The sequence below is a fragment of the Pantoea sp. E956-1 genome (genome assembly GCF_982223955.1).
Map to the genome: position 1 here is coordinate 207,206 of NZ_CEUYZP010000007.1, position 22,205 is coordinate 229,410.

The 22,205-nt window shown below is 54.5% G+C and carries 21 protein-coding genes; 2 read left to right on the forward strand and 19 right to left on the reverse strand.

From position 1 onward, the window contains the following. Positions 1-28: 28 nt before the first annotated feature. Positions 29-1,021 (reverse strand): D-xylose ABC transporter substrate-binding protein, encoded by a 993-nt coding sequence (gene xylF, locus AC0T7J_RS17615; protein ID WP_425024506.1) that lies wholly within the window; start codon positions 1,019-1,021, stop codon positions 29-31. Positions 1,022-1,365: 344 nt separating this feature from the next. On the opposite strand from xylF, the gene xylA reads away from it, so the two are divergent. After that, positions 1,366-2,688, forward strand: coding sequence for a xylose isomerase (gene xylA / locus AC0T7J_RS17620; protein ID WP_473795585.1), 1,323 nt, complete (start codon positions 1,366-1,368; stop codon positions 2,686-2,688). 17 nt (positions 2,689-2,705) lie between these two features. Further along, positions 2,706-4,148, forward strand: coding sequence for a xylulokinase (xylB, locus tag AC0T7J_RS17625; protein ID WP_473795587.1), 1,443 nt, complete (start codon positions 2,706-2,708; stop codon positions 4,146-4,148). 118 nt (positions 4,149-4,266) lie between these two features. Here the strand turns inward: xylB and AC0T7J_RS17630 are convergent, their stop codons facing one another. The 18 genes from AC0T7J_RS17630 to rsmG all read right to left on the reverse strand — a co-directional run bounded on the left by AC0T7J_RS17630 (position 4,267) and on the right by rsmG (position 22,196). Continuing rightward, complete coding sequence (locus AC0T7J_RS17630; RefSeq protein WP_010258883.1) at positions 4,267-5,505, reverse strand: MFS transporter; 1,239 nt, start codon at positions 5,503-5,505, stop codon at positions 4,267-4,269. A gap of 107 nt (positions 5,506-5,612) precedes the next feature. Next, positions 5,613-6,347: a phosphate signaling complex protein PhoU gene (gene phoU, locus AC0T7J_RS17635; RefSeq protein WP_003849553.1), complete on the reverse strand. Its 735-nt coding sequence runs from the start codon at positions 6,345-6,347 to the stop codon at positions 5,613-5,615. Between the two features lie 17 nt (positions 6,348-6,364). Beyond that, entirely contained in the window at positions 6,365-7,138 is a 774-nt protein-coding gene (pstB, locus tag AC0T7J_RS17640) for a phosphate ABC transporter ATP-binding protein PstB (RefSeq protein WP_473795590.1), read from the reverse strand. Between the two features lie 44 nt (positions 7,139-7,182). Next, entirely contained in the window at positions 7,183-8,073 is an 891-nt protein-coding gene (gene pstA / locus AC0T7J_RS17645; RefSeq protein WP_136196686.1) for a phosphate ABC transporter permease PstA, read from the reverse strand. After that, entirely contained in the window at positions 8,070-9,032 is a 963-nt protein-coding gene (gene pstC, locus AC0T7J_RS17650) for a phosphate ABC transporter permease PstC (RefSeq protein WP_473795592.1), read from the reverse strand. The genes pstA and pstC overlap by 4 nt, the downstream gene beginning before the upstream one ends. A gap of 87 nt (positions 9,033-9,119) precedes the next feature. Further along, a complete protein-coding gene (gene pstS, locus AC0T7J_RS17655; RefSeq protein WP_473795594.1) occupies positions 9,120-10,163 on the reverse strand; it encodes a phosphate ABC transporter substrate-binding protein PstS in 1,044 nt (347 codons plus the stop codon). Between the two features lie 165 nt (positions 10,164-10,328). After that, positions 10,329-12,158, reverse strand: a complete 1,830-nt coding sequence (gene glmS / locus AC0T7J_RS17660; protein ID WP_473795596.1) for a glutamine--fructose-6-phosphate transaminase (isomerizing) — start codon at positions 12,156-12,158, stop codon at positions 10,329-10,331. Between the two features lie 154 nt (positions 12,159-12,312). Next, entirely contained in the window at positions 12,313-13,683 is a 1,371-nt protein-coding gene (gene glmU / locus AC0T7J_RS17665) for a bifunctional UDP-N-acetylglucosamine diphosphorylase/glucosamine-1-phosphate N-acetyltransferase GlmU (RefSeq protein WP_473795598.1), read from the reverse strand. A 160-nt stretch (positions 13,684-13,843) separates the two neighbouring features. Next, positions 13,844-14,263 (reverse strand): F0F1 ATP synthase subunit epsilon, encoded by a 420-nt coding sequence (locus AC0T7J_RS17670; protein WP_031590994.1) that lies wholly within the window; start codon positions 14,261-14,263, stop codon positions 13,844-13,846. A gap of 24 nt (positions 14,264-14,287) precedes the next feature. Continuing rightward, positions 14,288-15,685, reverse strand: coding sequence for a F0F1 ATP synthase subunit beta (atpD, locus tag AC0T7J_RS17675; RefSeq protein WP_010258870.1), 1,398 nt, complete (start codon positions 15,683-15,685; stop codon positions 14,288-14,290). A 30-nt stretch (positions 15,686-15,715) separates the two neighbouring features. Further along, positions 15,716-16,582: a F0F1 ATP synthase subunit gamma gene (atpG, locus tag AC0T7J_RS17680; RefSeq protein WP_031590993.1), complete on the reverse strand. Its 867-nt coding sequence runs from the start codon at positions 16,580-16,582 to the stop codon at positions 15,716-15,718. Positions 16,583-16,634: 52 nt separating this feature from the next. Continuing rightward, positions 16,635-18,176: a F0F1 ATP synthase subunit alpha gene (gene atpA, locus AC0T7J_RS17685; RefSeq protein WP_010258868.1), complete on the reverse strand. Its 1,542-nt coding sequence runs from the start codon at positions 18,174-18,176 to the stop codon at positions 16,635-16,637. A gap of 14 nt (positions 18,177-18,190) precedes the next feature. Beyond that, positions 18,191-18,724, reverse strand: a complete 534-nt coding sequence (gene atpH, locus AC0T7J_RS17690) for a F0F1 ATP synthase subunit delta (RefSeq protein ID WP_003849530.1) — start codon at positions 18,722-18,724, stop codon at positions 18,191-18,193. Between the two features lie 14 nt (positions 18,725-18,738). Further along, positions 18,739-19,209: a F0F1 ATP synthase subunit B gene (atpF, locus tag AC0T7J_RS17695; RefSeq protein WP_003849528.1), complete on the reverse strand. Its 471-nt coding sequence runs from the start codon at positions 19,207-19,209 to the stop codon at positions 18,739-18,741. A gap of 105 nt (positions 19,210-19,314) precedes the next feature. After that, a complete protein-coding gene (gene atpE / locus AC0T7J_RS17700; protein WP_003849523.1) occupies positions 19,315-19,554 on the reverse strand; it encodes a F0F1 ATP synthase subunit C in 240 nt (79 codons plus the stop codon). A 105-nt stretch (positions 19,555-19,659) separates the two neighbouring features. After that, the gene (gene atpB / locus AC0T7J_RS17705; protein ID WP_283546690.1) at positions 19,660-20,478 is read right to left on the reverse strand and encodes a F0F1 ATP synthase subunit A; all 819 of its coding nucleotides are present in this window, start codon (positions 20,476-20,478) and stop codon (positions 19,660-19,662) included. Positions 20,479-20,486: 8 nt separating this feature from the next. Next, the gene (gene atpI / locus AC0T7J_RS17710; RefSeq protein WP_283546691.1) at positions 20,487-20,867 is read right to left on the reverse strand and encodes a F0F1 ATP synthase subunit I; all 381 of its coding nucleotides are present in this window, start codon (positions 20,865-20,867) and stop codon (positions 20,487-20,489) included. 711 nt (positions 20,868-21,578) lie between these two features. Next, complete coding sequence (rsmG, locus tag AC0T7J_RS17715; RefSeq protein ID WP_473795602.1) at positions 21,579-22,196, reverse strand: 16S rRNA (guanine(527)-N(7))-methyltransferase RsmG; 618 nt, start codon at positions 22,194-22,196, stop codon at positions 21,579-21,581. Positions 22,197-22,205: the final 9 nt, after the last annotated feature.

Here is a 22,205-nt window from a genome sequence, read left to right on the forward strand (position 1 = left end):
CGACTGTTCTCCCTCACGCTATGCGCAGTCAGAGTTCGCTCTGTTTGTGGAAACCGTCTTTCACCACGGTGCTTTCAATATTGTCTTTGTTGACCGGAATCGGCTTCAGCAGCCGTGACGGCACCTCTTTCAGACCATTGTTCAGCGTGCTGTTGCTGGCAGGTGTTTTGCCCTCGCCCAGCTCGACGGCAATTTTCGCCGCTTCGGTGGCGAGCTCAGTGATCGGTTTGTAAACCGTCATGGTCTGGGTGCCCGCTTTGATACGCTTTATGGCTGCCAGATCGGCATCCTGACCGGAGATCGCCACTTTTCCTGCCAGCCCCTGCGCGCTCAGAGCCTGAATCGCGCCGCCTGCGGTGGCATCGTTAGAGGCCACCACCGCATCAATATGATTGCCGTTGGCGGTCAGGGCATTTTCCATAATTTTCAGGGCATTTTCCGGCAGCCAGGCATCGACCCACTGGTCGCCAACAATTTTAATGCTGCCGTTATCAATATAGGGTTTTAACACCTTCATCTGTCCGGCACGGAACAGGCGTGCGTTATTATCCACAGGCGATCCGCCCATTAAAAAATAGTTACCCTTAGGCACCTGTTTCACAATGCTTTCGGCCTGCAACTCGCCCACTTTTTCATTATCGAAAGAGATATAAAAGTCGATATCGGCGTTATTTATCATTCGGTCATAGGCCAGCACTTTAATGCCTTCCCGTTTCGCTTCAGCGACAACGTTACTCAATACCTGACCGTTGTAGGGAATAATCACCAGCACATCGACACCACGATTAATCATATTTTCAATCTGCGACATCTGTGTCTCTTCGTTGCCGTTGGCTGACTGAACAAACACCTTAGCGCCCAGCGTCTCAGCCTGTTTTACGAAAATATCGCGGTCTTTCTGCCAGCGCTCGAGTCGCAAATCGTCAATCGCCATGCCGATCTTCACTTCTTTTGCCGCGCTGGTCTGGCTGAACAGCGCCAGCGCCGCACAGGCGGCGAGCAGTGCATGCTTCATCTTCATTGTGATCATCCTGTAGGTTGAGGCTATTGTCGTTTCAGGCCTATAAACCAGGCGGATGAATTGTTGCCCTTATTTTCCTGTTACAGCAATTACTGATTTTTATCCGGCTATTACGTTTTTTGGTTTATTTCATTTTTTTTGAGCGCGATCGAGGTTTTATCTTTTTCGGACAAGAGAGAGATAATGATAAACCACCCCGTAAATAACATTATTTTGCGAGCCAGCGCACAAATAATAATTATCTGACACCCGTAGTGAAATATCGTAATTGAGATGAGACAGCAGCCAATATCAAATATTGCTTCAACGCAGGCCATTCGGGTACTGATGCTAAGGAGCAAACCATGCACGCTTATTTCGATCAGATCGATCGGGTTCGTTATGAAGGCACCCAGTCGACTCATCCTCTCGCTTTCCGCCACTACAATCCCGATGAGGTAATCCTCGGCAAGACCATGGCGGAGCATCTGCGCTTTGCTGCCTGTTACTGGCACACCTTCTGCTGGAATGGCGCAGATATGTTTGGTGTCGGCGCTTTTGATCGTCCGTGGCAGAAAAGCGGAGATGCACTGCAGCAGGCAAAACTGAAAGCGGATGTGGCCTTTGAATTTTTCCACAAGCTGAATGTGCCGTGGTACTGCTTCCATGACGTTGATGTCTCACCAGAAGGCGATTCGCTGCACAGCTACAAAGAGAATTTTGCCGCCATGACCGATAAACTGCTGGAGAAGCAGCAGGAGACCGGCGTGAAACTACTGTGGGGCACGGCCAACTGCTTTACCCATCCGCGCTACGGAGCCGGGGCTGCCACCAATCCCGATCCTGACGTCTTTGCCTGGGCAGCGACGCAGGTCTGCAGCGCCATGCAGGCGACCAAAACCCTGGGCGGCGAAAACTATGTGTTGTGGGGCGGACGCGAAGGCTACGAAACTCTGCTGAATACCGATCTGCGCCAGGAGCGCGAGCAGATTGGCCGCTTTATGCAGATGGTGGTCGAGCACAAACACAAAATTGGCTTCCAGGGAACGCTGCTGATCGAACCGAAACCGCAGGAGCCGACCAAACATCAGTATGACTATGATGTCGCGACGGTTTATGGCTTCCTGAAACAGTTCGGACTGGAGAAAGAGATCAAGGTTAACGTTGAGGCGAACCATGCCACGCTGGCCGGTCACTCTTTCCATCATGAAATTGTGACGGCCATTGCGCTGGGCATTTTTGGTTCAGTGGATGCCAACCGCGGCGATCCGCAGTGCGGCTGGGATACCGATCAGTTCCCGGTCAGCGTGGAAGAGAATGCGCTGGTGATGTACGAAATTCTCAAGGCGGGCGGCTTTACCACTGGCGGTTTAAACTTTGATGCCAAAGTGCGTCGTCAGAGCACTGATAAATACGATCTCTTCTACGGTCATATTGGCGCGATGGATACCATGGCGCTGGCGCTGAAAGTCGCCGCTCGCATGATCAGCGATGGTGAACTCGATAAGCGTGTGGCACAGCGCTACAGCGGCTGGAATGGTGAGTTCGGCCAGCAAATTTTGAAAGGTGAGTTTTCACTGGAGGCACTGGCGGCGCATGCTCAGCAGCAGCAGCTCAATCCGCAGCATCAGAGCGGACGTCAGGAGCAGCTGGAAAATCTGGTGAATCACTACCTGTTTGATTTCTAACCCTTCAGGAGCAGAGCATGTTTATCGGGATCGATTTAGGCACCTCTGGCGTCAAAGTGGTGCTGACGGATGCACAAGGCAACGTGGTGGCGACGGAAACAGCGCCGCTGCAGGTTTCGCGTCCGCAGCCATTGTGGAGCGAGCAGGATCCCGAAAGCTGGTGGCAGGCGCTGGATTTGGCCATGCAGGCGCTAAGCGCGCAGCAGGATCTGCGCGCGGTGCAGGCCATCGGACTGAGCGGACAGATGCATGGTGCAACGCTGCTCGACAGGGCAAACCAGGTATTACGACCGGCCATGCTCTGGAACGATGGGCGCAGCGAGGCGCAGTGCCGGGAGCTGGAACAGAAGGTGCCAGATTCGCGGGCGATCACCGGCAACCTGATGATGCCCGGCTTCACGGCTCCCAAGCTGCTGTGGGTTCAGCAACATGAACCGGCAATATTCAGTCAGATCGCTCACGTGCTGTTGCCCAAAGATTATCTGCGCTGGCGATTAAGTGGCGATTTCGCCACCGATATGTCAGATGCCGCAGGCACGATGTGGCTGGATGTGGCGCAGCGTGACTGGAGCGATGCGATGCTGCACGCCTGCGACCTCAGCCGCGATCAGATGCCGCAACTCTATGAAGGCAATGCCCTGACCGGCACCTTACATGCTGAACTGGCCGCGCGCTGGAAGATGAACGCGGTGCCGCTGGCGGCGGGCGGCGGCGACAATGCTGCGGGTGCGATTGGTGTCGGCATGACTGAACCGGGCCAGGGCATGCTGTCGCTGGGTACGTCAGGCGTCTATTTCGTGGTGAGCGACGGCTATCTCAGCAATCCGGAGCGCGCTGTGCATAGCTTCTGCCATGCGTTACCTCAGCGCTGGCATCTGATGTCGGTGATGCTCAGCGCAGCCTCCTGTCTGGACTGGGCAGCGACGCTGACCGGTTGCAGTGATGTTCCTGAGCTGCTGGCTGAAGCTGAACGCGCACGCGATGACGTGCCCGGCCTGTGGTTTCTGCCCTATCTTTCCGGTGAGCGCACGCCACACAATAACCCGAATGCCCGGGGTGCTTTCTTTGGTTTTACCCACCAGCATGGCCGTCCCGAGCTGGCCAGAGCGGTGCTGGAAGGCGTAGGGTTTGCGCTGGCGGAGGGCATGGACGCGCTGCACGACTGCGGCGTTCAGCCAAAGAGCATTATGTTGATCGGCGGCGGCGCACGCAGTGCACTGTGGCGTCAGATGCTGGCGGATATCAGTGGCCAGACGCTCGACTACTGCCATGGTGGGGAGGTGGGCCCGGCGCTGGGGGCCGCAAGGCTGGCACAGCAGGCGCTGGATGCAGAGGTCACCGTGCCGCCCCCGGTTCTGGTGCAGCGACACCAGCCGGATCCCGCCCGGGTAGCGCACTACCAGCCGCGTCGTGAGACCTTTGCGACGCTGTATCAACAGCTCCTGCCGCTGATGAAGTAAAGAGGACGCCAGGCATATTTAGCCCTTTTGCCTGGCATTCTGCATCACTGGAGATAACTACCACTAATCCTGTAAGCACTGGGGTCACGCGGATCCCAGCATCATTCTCACAGCAGCATCAGCCAATTGCGCCCAGCGTGTCTTCCTGACCCTGTTTCTTCGGCAGCAGGAACAGCGTCGCCGCAATATCCAGCAGATAGATCAGCGCCAGCAGGGTAATCGCCGCCGTAAACGAGAACTGGCTCGCCAGCAGACCAATTACTACCGGGCCGAAGCCGCCCACACCGCGGCCAAGGTTGAACAGGACGTTTTGCGCGGTGGCACGCACCTGCGGCGGGAAGGTATCGGAAATCAGCGCACCATAGCCGCCAATCATACCGTTAACAAACATCCCCATGATCGCGCCGGTAAACAGCATGATGTTCGGGTCGCGCAGCTGAGCATACACCACCACCATCACCACTGCGCCAAACTGATAGAGCAGGAAGATTTTCCAGCGCGCGAAGCGATCGGCCAGTACGCCAAATAGCCAGATGCCAAAGGTCATCCCGACCACGGTCACCGCTGTCCAGAGGCCCGACTTCGTCAGGCTGAAGCCAAAGCTGGAGGAGAGGTAACTCGGCATCCAGATCATCAGCCCGTAGTAACCAAAGTTCTGCACTGAACAGAGAATAAAAATGCCGAGGCTGGCTTTGGCGGTGGCGCGATCGCGCACCAGCAGTTTCAGGCGCGCCGGAAACGAGAGTGATGGCACATGTTTAACCTGCCGCTGATACGCCTCCGGTTCACCCATACCGCGACGAATGGCAAACGAAACCAGCGCAGGCAACAAACCAACCAGAAACATGCCGCGCCAGCCGATGATAGTCAGCAGCGGCGGCGTGATAAAGGCCGCCATCAGCACCCCGAGTTGCCAGCCGATGCCGACCCATGCTGATGCGCGATTACGCTTCTCCGCAGGCCAGGCTTCGGCAATCAACGCCATGCCGATACCAAATTCGCCACCCAGACCAACACCCGCCAGCGTTCGCCAGGCGAGCAGATCCCAGTAACCCTGCGCCACCGCGCACAGGCCGGTAAAGACCGAGAAGACCAGAATCGTGACGGTAAGCATGCGGATGCGACCATAACGGTCGCTGAGATGACCAAAGACGATGCCACCGATGACCGCGCCAATCAGCGTCCAGGTCACCAGCGATCCCGCCTGTGATGGATTGAGCGCCAGCGAAACACTGATAGCTGGCAGCATAAAGCCGAGTATCAGCAGGTCAAATCCATCCATGGCATAACCGCTGACTGCAGCCAGCATCGCTTTGCCTGGCGTTACGCCGGGCTTAGATTGGGGAGAAGGGGACATCTTTGCGCACCTCAGAGAGAAAAGTGCCGCAATTATAAAGAGAGTTCAGGATGTGACCAATTGAAAAGGCTTATCCCTGCGCCGGACAGGCACAGGGATAAGGTTTATCAGGAGGGTTTGTTACTGCCGTCGTCGCCCGACAGTAATTCATCAAGACGATCACCCCCCACGTGACGGAAATCCTGACCTTTGACGAAATAGAAGATGATTTCGCAGATGTTCTGGCAACGATCGCCGATGCGCTCAATGGCACGGGCACAGAACAGCGCCGTCAGCACGCTGGGAATGGTGCGCGGATCTTCCATCATGTAGGTCATCAGCTGACGCACAATACCTTCGTACTCTTTATCCACCTTTTTATCTTCACGGTAGATAGTGATCGCTTCATTGAGATCCATGCGTGCAAAGGCGTCCAGCACATCATGCAGCATCTGCACGGTGTGACGTCCCAGCGACTCAAGGCTCACCAGCAGCGGCAAATGCTGCTGACCAAACTTCTCCAGCGCCGTGCGGCTGATCTTTTCCGCCACGTCGCCAATACGCTCCAGTTCGGAAATGGTTTTGATGATCGCCATCACCAGACGCAAATCGATGGCGGTCGGCTGACGTTTGGCGATGATGCGCACGCAGGCTTCATCAATCTCCACTTCCATCATATTGACCTTCTGGTCACCGTCGATCACCCGCTGCGCCAGTTCACCATCCAGATTATGCATCGCGGTGATCGCATCGGTCAGTTGCTGCTCGACCATGCCGCCCATGATCATTACTTGGGTACGGATATGCTCCAGTTCGGCATTGAACTGACCGGAGATGTGCTTATTCAGATTCAGATTATCCATGTCGATCTCCTGTCAGATCAGCCGTAGCGGCCAGTAATGTAGTCTTCGGTTTGCTTCTGCGCGGGCTTGGTGAACAGCGTGTCGGTGTCGCTGAACTCAATCAGTTCGCCCAGATACATGAAAGCCGTATGGTCAGAACAGCGTGCCGCCTGTTGCATGTTGTGCGTCACGATCACCACGGTGTAATCCTGTTTCAGCTCAGTGATCAGCTCCTCAATACGGCCGGTGGAGATGGGATCAAGCGCAGAGCAGGGCTCATCCAGCAGTAAGACTTCCGGGCGAATCGCAATGCCGCGCGCAATGCACAGACGCTGCTGCTGGCCGCCGGAGAGACTGTAACCGCTCTGATGCAGCTTGTCTTTGGTTTCATTCCATAGCGCCGCTTTGGTCAGCGCCCACTGTACGCGCGCGTCCATATCGGCACGTGACAGCTTTTCAAACAGCCGCACGCCAAAAGCGATGTTGTCATAGATCGACATCGGGAATGGCGTAGGCTTCTGAAACACCATGCCGACGCGCGCGCGCAGCAGCGCGATATCCTGCTGAGTCGCCAGAATGTTTTCGCCATCCAGCAGAATGTCCCCTTCGGCACGCTGCTCCGGATAGAGCGAATACATTTTATTGAAGGTACGCAGCAGGGTCGACTTACCACAGCCCGATGGCCCGATAAACGCGGTCACCTGATTCTTAGCGATATCCAGATTGATGTTTTTCAGCGCATGAAACTTGCCGTAATAGAAGTTCAGATTACGGACCTGAATTTTATCGGCTGATGCTGTCGCGATACTCATAATTCATCTCTCTTATACGGCGCCGCACAGGGCCGCGCCGGAAGTTAACCGTGTTTACCTTTGGCGAAAATCACCCGCGCCACAATGTTCAGCAGCAGTACGCAGAGGGTGATAATCAGCACACCCGCCCAGGCCAGGCTCTGCCATTCGGCGAACGGGCTCATGGCAAACTTAAAGATGGTGACCGGCAGGTTCGCCAGCGGCTGCATCATGTCGGTACTCCAGAACTGATTCGACAGTGCCGTAAACAGCAGCGGTGCCGTTTCACCGGCAATGCGGGCAATCGCCAGCAGCACGCCAGTGATGATGCCGGAGACCGACGCTTTCAGGGTGATGGCCGAGATCATCTTCCACTTGGGCGTGCCGAGCGCATAGGCCGCTTCACGCATACTGTCTGGCACCAGCCGCAGCATGTTCTCGGTGGTACGAATCACAATCGGCACCTGCAGCAGCGCCAGCGCAATCACCCCGGCCCAGCCGGAGAAGTGCTGCATCTTCGCCACCACAAGGGTATAGACGAACAGGCCGACCACAATTGAGGGTGCCGAAAGCAGAATATCGTTAATAAAGCGGATCACTTCTGACAGGGCCGATTTGCGACCATATTCCGCCAGATAGATGCCTGCCATGATGCCCAGCGGTGTGCCGAAGAAGGTAGACCAGAAAATCAGCAACCCGCTGCCGGCCAGGGCGTTCGCCAGACCGCCGCCCGCGGTATTCGGCGGAGGCGTTGATTCGGTGAACAGGGACAAGGAAAGTCCATCCACACCGCGCGTGACGGTGGTGAACAGGATCCACACCAGCCAGAACAGGCCAAATGCCATGGTCAGCAGCGACAGCGACAGCGCAATTTTATTTTTAGTACTGCGCCAGGATTGCATTTTACGGCGTGATGCGTCCAGTTCGGCGCGCGCCTGAATTTCAATCGTCGTCATGAGCGCGCTCCTTCACTTTTCGCCAGTCGCATAATCATCAGCTTTGAAATCGCCAGCACGATAAAGGTAATCACAAACAGGATCAGTCCCAGCTCCATCAGCGCGGCGACGTGCACGCCCGATTCCGCTTCAGCGAATTCGTTGGCCAGCGCCGAGGTAATGCTGTTACCCGGCATAAACAGCGACGGGCTGTCGAGCTGGTAGGTATTGCCGATAATAAAGGTCACCGCCATGGTCTCACCCAGCGCACGACCCAGTCCCAGCATTACGCCGCCAATCACGCCATTTTTGGTAAACGGCAGTACGACGCGCCAGATGACTTCCCAGGTGGTGCAGCCGATGCCGTAGGCAGACTCTTTCATCATCACCGGGGTCTGCTCAAAGACGTCGCGCATAACCGAGGCGATGTAAGGGATGATCATGATTGCCAGAATCACCCCCGCCGCGAGAATACCGATACCGAAAGCGGGCCCGGAGAAGAGTTCGCCGACGATCGGAATGCCCGACATCACGTCATTAACGGGCGTCTGAAAATATTCGGCAAACAGCGGCGCGAAAACAAACAGGCCCCACATGCCGTAAACGATGCTCGGGATAGCCGCCAGCAGCTCAATGGCAGTACCCAGCGGACGGCGCAGCCAGGCAGGTGAGAGTTCGGTCAGGAACAACGCGATACCAAAACTCACCGGCACAGCGATAATCAGGGCGATGACAGAGGTCACAAGGGTGCCGTAGATCGGTACCAGTGCGCCAAATTGTTCGTTGGGTGCATCCCAGGTTTTGGTCCACAAAAAGGCGAAACCAAACTTCTGGATGCTGGGCCACGAGGAGATGATCAGGGAGACAATAATGCCACCCATCAGTAACAGGACAATCAGCGCAGCCAGCCTGACCAGCGCGCCAAAAATCTTGTCACCTTGTTTGCCTGGGGCTTTGAATGCCGGCTTCGTTGCAGCCATAGAAGTCTCAGTCTTCAGAAGTTATCAGGACGGCATGACGCCGCCCGTTGGGTCTGACCGGACCGCTGTCCGGTCAGGGTCGGTCAATTACTGATAAAGCGCTTTACCAGAACTGTCTTTGATATTGGCTTTCCAGGCCGCGCGAATCTGTTCGGTCACGCTCTCTGGCAGCGCAGCATAGTCCAGCGCTGTGGCGGTTTTGCTGCCGCTTTTGTAAGCCCAGTCGAAGAACTTCAGCACTTCGCTGCCTTTGGCCGCATTCGCCTGATCTTTGTAAATCAGAATGAAGGTGGTTGAAGAGATTGGCCAGGCATCAGCACCCTTCTGGAAGGTCAGGTCCTGAGCAAAAGATTTGCTCCAGTCAGCGCCTTTCGCGGCATTACTGAAGCTGGTTTCGCTCGGTGCAACCGGCTTGCCATCGGCATCCATCAGTTTGGTGTAGGTCAGATTGTTCTGTTTGGCGTAGGCGTATTCGACATAGCCGATTGAACCCGGCAGACGCTGTACAAACGCGGCGACGCCGTCGTTACCTTTACCGCCCAGACCGACCGGCCAGTTGACGGTGTTGCCTTTACCAATTTTGCTGTTCCAGTCCGGGTTCACTTTCGCCAGATAGCTGGTGAAGACGAATGAGGTGCCTGAACCATCAGCGCGACGTACCACGTTGATGTTGGTCTCTGGCAGTTTCACGCCTGGGTTAAGTTTGGCAATCGCCGGGTCGTTCCACTTTTTGATGGTGCCGAGGTAAATATCACCGACGGTTTTGCCATCCAGCGTCAGCTGACCTGACTTGATACCTGGCAGGTTAACCGCCAGCACCACGCCACCGATCACGGTCGGAAACTGGAACAGACCATTTTTCTGCAGATCTTCATCTTTCATTGGCGCATCAGACGCACCGAAATCGACTGTTTTGGCGATGATCTGTTTAACGCCGCCTGATGAACCGATACCCTGGTAGTTAACTTTGCTACCGGTGGCTTTTTGATATTCTGCTGCCCACTTGGCATAAACCGGCGCCGGGAACGTCCCGCCTGCGCCTGTGAGATCGGTTGCCGCAAAAGCAGATACCGCGCTTACGGCGAAGGTGGTGGCGAGGATTCGGGCTACGGTGCTACGCATCAGTGTCATATTCCCTCCAGGGGAGAAAAGTCAGGCTTGGGGCCGTTTTAGTAAGAGTCTGTGATTGCTGCAGGAGGGAAAATAGGACAGTTTGATGACAGCTAAATGTAGGAAATATGACAGTTATATGACAGAGGACCAGAATGAAGTGGGCCCGCGACGGGGCCCACCAGGTTATTCCACAGTAACCGATTTTGCCAGGTTACGTGGCTGATCGACGTCGGTCCCTTTGATCAGGGCGACGTGATAGGAGAGTAACTGTAACGGCACCGTGTAGAAGATAGGCGCAATCACTTCTTCGACATGCGGCAACGGGATAATCTTCATCCCGTCACTGTCGCTGAAGCCCGCATCCTGATCGGCAAACACATAGAGCAGGCCGCCGCGTGCACGCACCTCTTCGATGTTGGATTTGAGCTTCTCCAGCAGTTCGTTGTTAGGTGCCACCACAATCACCGGCATGTCCGCATCAATCAGCGCCAGTGGGCCGTGTTTCAGCTCGCCTGCGGCGTAGGCTTCCGCATGAATATAGGAGATCTCCTTGAGCTTCAGCGCCCCTTCCATGGCAATCGGGTATTGATCGCCACGACCCAGGAACAGCGCGTGATGCTTGTCAGAGAAGCCTTCTGCCAGATTTTCAATCAGCTTATCCTGCGCCAGCATCTGCTCAATCCGGTTCGGCAACGCCTGCAGTGCATGAACGATCTCATGTTCAGTCTCGGCAGACATCCCTTTCAGACGGCCCAGTTTCGCCACCAGCATCAGCAGCACCGCTAACTGGGTGGTGAACGCTTTGGTAGAGGCGACGCCGATTTCGGTTCCCGCTTTGGTCATCAGCGCCAGGTCAGATTCCCGCACCAGTGACGAACCCGCCACGTTACAGACCGCCAGCGAGCCCAGGTAGCCCAGCTCTTTAGAGAGACGCAGCGCCGCCAGAGTATCTGCCGTTTCACCCGACTGCGACAGGGTGATCAGCAGGCTGTTTTTGCGAACGGCTGATTTGCGGTAGCGGAACTCCGAGGCAATCTCGACATCACAGGGCAGGTTTGCCAGCGACTCAAACCAGTAGCGTGACACCATGCCGGAGTTATAGGAGGTGCCGCAGGCGATAATCTGGATATGCTCAACCTGGCTCAGCAGCGCTTCTGCGCCCGCGCCCAGTTCGCTGAGATCAACCTGCCCCTGGCTGAACCGACCGCTCAGGGTACTTTTCAGCGCCATGGGCTGTTCGTAGATCTCTTTCTGCATGTAGTGACGGTAAATGCCTTTGTCACCGGCGTCATATTGCAGGTTCGATTCGATCTCAGCACGGGTCACGGTGTTGCCTTCACGGTCGATCACCGTGACATCACGACGGCTGATCTCGGCGATATCACCCTCTTCCAGATAGATGAACCGACGGGTCACCGGCAGCAGAGCCAGCTGATCCGAGGCGATAAAGTTTTCGCCCATGCCCCGACCAATCACCAGCGGGCTGCCGGAACGGGCCGCCACCAGCAGTGACGGATCGCGGCTGTCCATGATCACCATGCCATAGGCACCGCGCAGCTGCGGAATGACACGCAGCACCACGTCACGCAGCGAACCGCCCTGCTTCTGCTCCCAGTGAACCAGATGCGCCACCACTTCGGTGTCCGTTTCAGAGGCAAAGACGTAACCGCGCGCGATCAGTTCAGCGCGCAATGGCTCATGATTTTCAATGATGCCGTTGTGCACGATGATGATGTGCTCTGAGACGTGCGGATGCGCGTTCGCTTCCGACGGTTCGCCATGGGTTGCCCAGCGCGTGTGCGCGATGCCGGTGCCACCAATCAGCGGTTGCTGCTCAGCGGCTTCCGCCAGTTTCTGCACTTTCCCTAAACGCCGCAGGCGCGTGACGTGCCCCTGACGATCGACCACGGCCAGACCGGCCGAATCATATCCGCGATATTCAAGACGACGCAGACCTTCCAGCAGAATCTCTGCGATATCACGTTGCGCTACTGCACCAACAATTCCACACATAATGATGTTTTCCTGACTACATGGCTTTTCGCCACTTCTGTTGTCATGCGACCTGATATCCGGCTTTGCCGGTTCCCCGAGCCTTGTAGAGAGTGGGGATTATAGTTTTGGCAATGCACTGCATCGGCCCGCATTAAAGCGGGCCGTTAAAAATTTATTTTTTCTTCACCGGACGCTGCCAGTCCGCTTTATGATTCTGCTCTTTACGGTTATAGACCAGACCGGCCTGGGTCACATCTTTCATGATGGTCGTGCCCGCCGCAATGGTGGTCCCTGCCGCGACGCTGACCGGCGCCACCAGCTGAGTATCCGAGCCCACAAACACATCATCGCCAATCACGGTTTTGAATTTGTTCGCACCGTCGTAGTTGCAGGTAATGGTGCCTGCACCGATATTTACGTTGTCGCCAATCTCCGCATCACCGAGATAGGAGAGGTGCCCCGCTTTCGATCCTCTGCCCAGACGCGCTTTCTTCATTTCGACGAAGTTGCCCACGTGGGCGGCATCGGCCAGTTCGCTGCCAGGACGCAGACGGGCAAAAGGTCCGACGGTGCAGGCAGTGGCGAGATTCGCATCCTCGATCACCGAATAGGGGCTGATTTCACAGTCATCGCCAATCACGCTGTTTTTGATAATGCAGCCCGCGCCGATTCTGACGCGTGCGCCCAGCGTGACCTGGCCTTCAATAATGACGTTGGTGTCAATTTCAACATCCCGCCCGTGCGTCAGCGTCCCGCGCAGGTCAAAACGGGCCGGATCGCGCAGCATCACGCCGGCCAGCAGCAGTTTTTCCGCCTGTTCAGCCTGATAAGTGCGCTCTAATGTCGCCAGCTGCAGCCGGTTATTGACGCCATCGGTTTCACTGATGCGTGCCGGATGAACCGCGTTGATCACCCGACCTTCCTGATGCGCGAGCGCGATAATATCGGTGATGTAATACTCACCCTGCGCATTATTGTTGGTGAGCTGCGCCAGCCAGCGTTTTAAATCGCCGCCGTTGGCAATCAAAATGCCGGTGTTGATCTCTTTAATGGTGAGCTGCGCCGGACTGGCATCTTTCTGTTCGATAATGCCGGTGATGGTGTCGTTCTCACGCACAATGCGGCCATAGCCGGTTGGGTCGTCCAGTACCACGGTAAGTAAGCCAATGCCGCCCTGCGGTTTTGCTTCGCGCAGCCGCTGTAGTGTCGCCTGAGAGATCAGCGGCACGTCGCCGTAAAGCATCATGATATCTTCATCATCAGCGAATGCAGGCGCGGCCTGCTGCATCGCGTGGCCAGTGCCGAGCTGCTCGGCCTGCAACACCCAGTTGAGCGTGCTGTCAGTGAGGGTCGCCTTCAGGCGATCGCCGCCGTGACCATAAACCAGATGGACCTGCTGTGCACCCAGCCCCTTAGCCGCGTCAATCACATGCTGAACCATGGGTTTGCCTGCCAGCGTATGCAGAACTTTAGGCAGATCGGAATACATACGGGTGCCCTTGCCAGCAGCAAGGATCACCACACTCATCGCACTGTTAGACATAACTATCCTGAGTGAATTTTTACGGGTGAAAGTAAAACGGTTTGGGATTGAGATTACTACATTTTTCTCAGGCCGAAATTAGGCAGACAGGCAGATCGGGTGGCGCAGATAAAAAAAATGCCAGCCCGAGGGCTGGCATTTCATGACGCATAAAGCTGGATTACATCGCTTTTTTGGTCAGTTCGATCACGCGCAGTTTAGCAATGGCTTTCGCCAGCTCGGCAGAGGCCTGAGCATAGTCCACGTCGCCGTGGCTGCTGTTCATATGGTCTTCTGCTTTGCGTTTTGCTTCCAGAGCGCGTGCTTCATCCAGATCGGTACCGCGGATAGCGGTATCGGCCAGAACGGTGCTGCTGCCCGGTTGCACTTCCAGCACGCCGCCAGAGAGGTAGATATACTCCTCTTCGCCATGCTGTTTCACGATACGGATCATTCCAGGCTTAATGGCAGTCAGCAGCGGCGCATGGCCAGGGAAAATCCCCAGTTCACCTTCGCTACCTGACACCTGAATTTTCTGTACCAGACCAGAGAACAACTGCTCCTCTGCGCTGACCACATCCAGGTGATAAGTCATAGCCATAATCTTCCTCCCGGGAAACCGTTATTACAGTTTCTTCGCTTTTTCCACGGCTTCTTCGATGGCGCCAACCATGTAGAAGGCCTGCTCTGGCAGGTGGTCAAACTCACCTTCCATGATGCCTTTAAAGCCACGGATAGTGTCTTTCAGCGTCACGTATTTGCCCGGTGAACCGGTGAATACTTCTGCAACGAAGAACGGCTGAGACAGGAAGCGCTGAATCTTACGCGCACGTGCCACCAGCAGTTTGTCTTCTTCAGACAGCTCATCCATACCGAGGATGGCGATGATGTCTTTCAGTTCCTGATAACGCTGCAGCAGTGACTGAACGCCACGTGCAACATCATAGTGCTCCTGACCGACAACCAGCGGATCCAGCTGACGGCTGGTAGAGTCCAGCGGGTCAACGGCCGGGTAGATACCCAGAGAGGCGATCTGACGGCTCAGCGTTACCGTTGAGTCTAAGTGCGCAAAGGTGGTTGCTGGTGACGGGTCAGTCAGGTCATCCGCAGGGACGTAAACGGCCTGTACGGAGGTGATTGAACCGGTCTTGGTGGAGGTAATACGCTCCTGCAACACACCCATCTCTTCTGCCAGCGTTGGCTGGTAACCTACCGCAGATGGCATACGACCCAGCAGTGCAGAAACTTCTGTACCGGCCAGGGTATAACGGTAGATGTTATCGATGAACAGCAGAACGTCGCGGCCTTCATCACGGAATTTTTCCGCCATGGTCAGACCGGTCAGTGCTACGCGCAGACGGTTACCCGGCGGCTCGTTCATCTGGCCATAGACCAGTGCAACTTTATCGATAACGTTAGAGTCAGTCATTTCGTGGTAGAAGTCGTTACCCTCACGAGTACGCTCACCCACACCGGCAAACACTGAGTAACCTGAGTGTTCAGCCGCGATGTTACGGATCAGTTCCATCATGTTGACGGTTTTACCTACACCCGCACCACCGAACAGACCGACTTTACCGCCTTTGGCAAACGGACACATCAGGTCGATAACCTTGATGCCAGTTTCCAGCAGTTCCTGCGAGTTAGACTGATCTTCATAAGAAGGGGCTGCGCGGTGAATAGAGGCGATCTCTACTGCGCTGCCATCTTCTTCTTTCAGCTCGCCTTTCATATCGATTGGCTCGCCGAGAACGTTCATGATACGGCCCAGGGTCGCTTTACCGACGGGTACCTGAATCGGTTTCTGCAGGTCGTTGACGCTCAGACCACGCTTCAGGCCATCAGACGTACCCATTGCGATGGTACGAACTACGCCGCCGCCGAGCTGCTGCTGAACTTCCAGCACCAGACGCGCATCACCATTCATAACCTCGAGGGCGCTGTACACTTGCGGTACCGCGTCCTGAGGGAATTCGACGTCAACAACGGCGCCGATAATCTGGACAATCTTTCCAGTTGCCATCTTGAATCCTCTACCTAATTCCAAACCTGGTTAAACCGCGGAGGCTCCACCGACAATCTCGGTAAGTTCCTGGGTGATGCTGGCCTGACGAGCTTTGTTGTACACCAACTGCAGCTCTTTGATCAGATTTCCGCCGTTATCGGTTGCGGCTTTCATCGCCACCATACGTGCGGCCTGCTCACTGGCCAGATTTTCCACCACACCCTGATAAACCTGCGATTCGACATAACGACGCAGCAGGGTATCCAGCAGCGCTTTCGGATCGGGTTCATACAGGTAATCCCAGGTCTTCGCCTTCATCTCTTCTTCACCTTCCGCTGGCGGTAACGGCAGCAGTTGGGTGATGGTCGGAGTCTGAGACATGGTGTTATTGAATTTGTTATTGACGATCATCAGCTTGTCGATGCGGCCTTCATCATAAGCCTGCAACATCACTTTTACCGGGCCAATCAGATCAGACAGAGCAGGTTTATCGCCCATGCCGCTGACTTGCGCCACAATGTTGCCACCCACAGCATTAAAGAATGACGCCCCTTTTGAACCGATAATCGACAGATCGCTCTGCACGCCTTTATCGGACCAGGACTTCATATCCGCCAGTAACTTTTTGAACAGGTTAATGTTCAAACCACCACAAAGCCCGCGGTCAGTTGAAACGACCAGGTAGCCGACGCGCTTCACGTCGCGCTCTTCCAGGTAAGGGTGCTTGTATTCCAGATTACCCAACGCAAGGTGACCAATCACTTTGCGCATGGTTTCTGCATACGGACGGCTGGCCGCCATGCGTTCCTGCGTTTTACGCATCTTGGAGGCGGCGACCATTTCCATCGCTTTGGTGATCTTCTGCGTGTTTTTCACGCTTCCAATCTTGCTTCGTATCTCTTTTGCGCCGGCCATTAGCTTCTCCTCAAAGCCTTGCGGCCTGCCTTTTCAGACAAGCCGCCAGACATTACCAGGACTGGGTTGCTTTAAACGTCTCGACCAGGCCTTTCAGCTTGGCTTCGATATCGTTATTAAAGTTACCCGACTGGTTGATTTCAGCCATCAGCTCAGCGTGGTCGCGATCGGCGAAGGCCAGCAGTGCAGCTTCGAAGCTGCCAATTTTTGCCAGTTCAACGTCGTTCAGATAGCCACGCTCTGCAGCGAACAGAACCAGACCCTGCTGCGCAACAGACATCGGCGCATACTGTTTCTGCTTCAGCAGCTCGGTCACTTTCTGACCGTGGCTCAGCTGTTTGCGGGTTGCATCATCCAGATCAGAGGCGAACTGCGAGAATGCCGCCAGTTCACGATACTGTGCCAGCGCGGTACGGATACCACCGGACAGTTTCTTGATGATCTTGGTCTGTGCAGCACCCCCTACGCGGGATACCGAAATACCTGGGTTAACGGCCGGACGAATACCGGAGTTGAACAGGTTCGATTCCAGGAAGATCTGACCATCAGTAATCGAGATTACGTTGGTCGGAACGAACGCAGAAACGTCGCCCGCCTGGGTTTCGATGATCGGCAGCGCGGTCAGTGAACCGGTTTTACCTGTCACTGCGCCATTGGTGAAACGCTCTACATAATCAGCGCTTACGCGTGATGCACGTTCCAGCAGACGGGAGTGGAGATAGAACACGTCGCCAGGGAATGCTTCACGACCTGGTGGACGGCGCAGCAGCAGAGAAATCTGACGGTACGCGACAGCCTGCTTAGAAAGGTCATCGTAAACGATCAGCGCGTCTTCACCACGGTCACGGAAGTATTCGCCCATCGCACAGCCTGCATACGGAGAGAGATACTGCAGTGCAGCAGATTCAGAAGCAGACGCCACAACAACGATGGTGTTTTGCAGTGCGCCATGCTCTTCCAGCTTACGAACCACGTTAGAAATGGTTGAGGCTTTCTGACCAATCGCAACGTAGACACACTTGATGCCTGAGTCGCGCTGGTTGATGATCGCATCGATCGCCATCGCGGTTTTACCGGTCTGACGGTCACCGATGATCAGCTCACGCTGGCCACGGCCGATTGGAATCATCGCATCGACCGACTTATAACCGGTCTGAACCGGCTGGTCGACTGACTGACGGTCGATAACGCCAGGTGCAATGACTTCAACCGGTGAGAAACCGTCGTTGTCGATTGCGCCTTTACCGTCGATAGGAGCACCCAGGGTGTTCACTACGCGGCCCAGCAGGCCACGGCCTACCGGTACTTCCAGAATACGGCCAGTACACTTAACCTTCATGCCTTCGGCGAGGTCAGCGTAAGGGCCCATCACCACTGCACCAACCGAGTCACGCTCGAGGTTCAGGGCGATAGCGTAACGGTTGCCCGGCAGGGCAATCATCTCACCCTGCATGACATCGGCCAGGCCGTGTACGCGGATGATACCGTCACTTACAGAAACAATCGTACCTTCGTTGTGAGCTTCACTCACGACATTGAACTGAGCAATGCGCTGCTTGATCAGTTCGCTGATTTCGGTGGAATTCAGTTGCATATGCTCCAGTCCCCTTAAGACTGCAAGACGTCAGCCAGACGGTCAAGACGGCCGCGTACGCTGCCATCAATAACCAGATCACCCGAACGGATGATCACGCCTGCCATCACAGACTTATCAATTTTGCAATTCAGCTTAACTTTGCGTGACAGACGTTTTTCCATCGCGGCGCTGATTTTATTCAGCTGGTCGTCACTCAGCGTACTGGCGGAGATTACATCAACTTCAGCGGTGGCTTCATGAGCGTCACGCAGTTCGATGTATTGGGCCAGTACAGCCGGAAGCGCTGTCAAACGTCCGTTTTCCGCCATCACCTTAATCAGGTTCTGCGCGGGTTCATCCAGTTGATCACCACAGACTGCGTTAAACGACGCTGCCAGCGCTTCGGGTGCTAATGCACCTGAGAGAAGATCAGCCATCTGTTCATTGCGAGCCACTTCTGCGGCAAACGCCAGCATCTGTTGCCAGCGTTCAATACTTTGATGCTCAACAGCAAAGTCAAAAGCTGCTTTGGCGTAGGGGCGAGCTACAGTAATCAGATCAGACATCAGCCCCTCCCTCCTTACAGTTCAGCGACCAGTTTATCAACGATGTCGCTGTTAGCAGCTTCATCCACGGAGCGTTCGATGATCTTCTCGGCGCCAGCCATAGCCAGCAACGCGACCTGCTTACGCAGTTCTTCACGCGCACGTTTGCGTTCGGCGTCAATTTCGGCCTGCGCTTGCGTCACGATGCGATTACGTTCGTTTTCAGCTTCGGTTTTGGCTTCGTCCAGAATCTGCGCGCGACGCTTGTTCGCTTGCTCGATAATGACCTGAGCGTCTTCTTTGGCTTTTTTCAGCTGGTCGGTCGCATTAGCCTGCGCGAGATCCAAATCTTTCTTCGCACGTTCAGCAGAAGCAAGGCCTTCAGCAATTTCTTTCTGGCGCTTTTCGATAGCAGCCATAAGCGGCGGCCATACGTACTTCATGCAGAACGCGACAAACAGGATGAACGCGATAGCCTGGCCGAGGATTGTTGCATTAATGTTCACAGCACAATGCCTCTAGATTGAGTATTTAACTTTTCTGCCGTTATCAACGATAAGCGGCAGAATCCGTTCACCCTTGCACATTGTGCGCTGAGTGAACACAGGGCTTTAGGCGACAGCAAACATCACGTACAGACCCAGACCAACAGCGATCATCGGGATTGCATCCACCAGACCCATTACAACAAAGAACTGCGTGCGCAGCAGAGGAATCAGGTCAGGCTGACGAGCAGCGCCTTCCAGGAATTTTCCTCCGAGGATGCCGATACCGATCGCAGCACCGATTGCCGCCAGGCCCATCATCACAGCGGCAGCCATGTACAGCAGATCCATATTCAGGTTTTCCATGACAGTCTCCAGTTTGTTTCAGTTAAATGCTCCCTTCATCTTCCGGGCTTCAGCGGTGTGCGCTGCAACCCGGAATCAAGAGGGAAAGTAGTGTTGAGAAAAAAATCAATGCTCTTCAGATGCCATCGACAGATAGACAATCGTGAGGACCATGAAAATGAAAGCCTGTAGCGAAATGATCAGGATGTGGAAAATGGCCCACGGCACATTCAGCACCCACTGCGACCACCACGGCAACAGACCGGCAATAAGGATAAAGATCAGTTCACCCGCATACATGTTACCGAACAGTCGTAAACCCAGTGATACAGGCTTAGACAGCAGGCTCACACCTTCCAGAATCAGGTTGATCGGGATGAAGATCGGGTGGTTAAAAGGCTGCAGCGTCAGCTCTTTCGTGAAGCCGCCAATGCCTTTCATTTTGATGCTGTAGAACAGAATCAAAATAAATACGCCCAACGCCATAGATAGCGTGATGTTCACGTCTGCAGATGGTACGACGCGCAGCGCCGGCAACCCAAACACGTGCTCGCCAATATATGGCAGCAAGTCGATTGGTAGCAGATCCATGAAGTTCATCAGGAAGACCCAGACAAAGATTGTCAGAGCCAGCGGGGCGATAAGTTTGCTCTTACCGTGATACATGTCGCGCACGTTACTATCGACGAAACCGACAACCAGTTCGATAGCCGCCTGCATTTTCCCTGGCACACCGCTGGTGGCAGATTTTGCCACGCTACGGAACAACACCAGGAAGATGATTCCCAGCACCATAGAGAAAAACATGGAATCGATATTTAATACCCAGAACGTCGCGGGAGCGTCGTGCGGATTCACTATCTCGAAGGTACGCAGGTCCAACTGAAGATGAGTCAGGTGGTGACCGATGTACTCTTGCGGAGTAGAGATTTCTCCTGCAGCCATGATGCCTCTTACCCTTTGTTGTTAATTACCGCCGGTGCCAGCATTTGAACCACCAGCACCGATAACCAGGTTATTCCGACCGGCCAGAAGACCGCCCCGAACAGACCCAACGCCACAATGAGCAAAATGATGGTCGCAAACACTTTGGCTATTTCACCTAAAGCGAAGCTCCACGCGACTCGCCCCGAAGCGGGGGGTTGCCCCTGCAGGCGCCAGGCTAAAAACAAAAACAATACGTTTGGCAGCCAGGCTGCCGCTCCGCCAGCAAGAGCAGAAACACCCCAGGTGACATCTTTAACAGCAAAGAGTGCGCCGATGATGACTATCGTCACCAGCTGAATCATCAGCACCGTTCTGGCGAATTTTACACTGTAAAGAGACACTGACATGACGCTGTTACTCTCCTGCCCCGTTAGGGGTATGTCGCGTGTCGTATAAGACTGCCTTTGTGCAGTTGAGTCAAGCAGCAAAAGCCGTGCAAATTATACGGGCCGCACCTGCGATTTCAATCGGTAAGTAGCGAAAAGGTGAACAATTATTTAAATTTCTTTCCGGAGGGCTATTTTTCCAAAGATTACCCTGCAGAGATTCACACTAATCTGACTGAAAATTCACTCGCATCTTGCTTTTAAAGCGTGCTTTAGATCACATAATAAGCACTCACACTACACTTAGTTTTATCTGTGACCTATTTAAGAACAATCTGTAAAACAAAATAAATGATTAAAATCAATGTATTGAAATTTTAATATTGCCCCTGTAAGACTAATTTCGCAGAAAACACGCTATTGACATCGAACTGTGCTTGAGAATCCTGTATTTGATATTACGCACGCAAAGTTATTACCGCGATATATTTTCTGCCGTGACTACTTTTATTCAGTGACCCGCCTATACAAGTGATATTTCTGATAACTGAATGTGAATTAAACGTTAAATGTAACAGAGCTTTTCGGATAATTTCCGTCAGCGTTTTAACCTTCGGTCAGTCAGGGCTTAATCAAAATCTTTTATTGATAGCGCATCATCTGCACTTTTTTCATCCCTGACCTGAAGAAGACCACGGGCTGATGAACGCTAAATATCTGCTGGTCAAAAGCCTATTGGTGACGAATGATGGCCAGATGACGGTCGCCTTCCAGCTGCGGCACCTGTAACTTGATCACCGCATCAGAGACATAGCCTGCCGGTAACGCCGCAATTTCGTCGTCCGGACGCACGCCTTTCAGTGCGAAGAAGCGCCCTTCTCTTTCCGGCAGATGATGACACCAGTTCACCATGTCGGTCAGTGAGGCAAATGCACGGCTGATTACGCCATCGAAAGGCGGCTCAGCCGGGAACGCCTCAACCCGGCTCTGTACCGGAGTAATGTTAGTAAGTCCTAACTCATGCTGAACCTGACGCAGGAAGCGCACCCGCTTGCCCAGGCTATCGAGCAACGTAAAGTGCGCATCAGGCATCACGATAGCCAGCGGAATGCCTGGCAGCCCAGGTCCGGTTCCCACATCAATGAAACGTGAGCCTTGCAGATGCGGCGCCACCACGATGCTGTCGAGGATATGGCGTACCAGCATCTGCTGCGGATCGCGCACTGATGTCAGATTGTAGGCTTTGTTCCACTTATCCAGCAGGCCGACATAGGCAACCAGCTGCTGTTTTTGTGGATCGGAGAGGGAAATACCGGCTGCCTGTAGCAGCGACGTGAGTGTGTTGATCACAGCATAAGT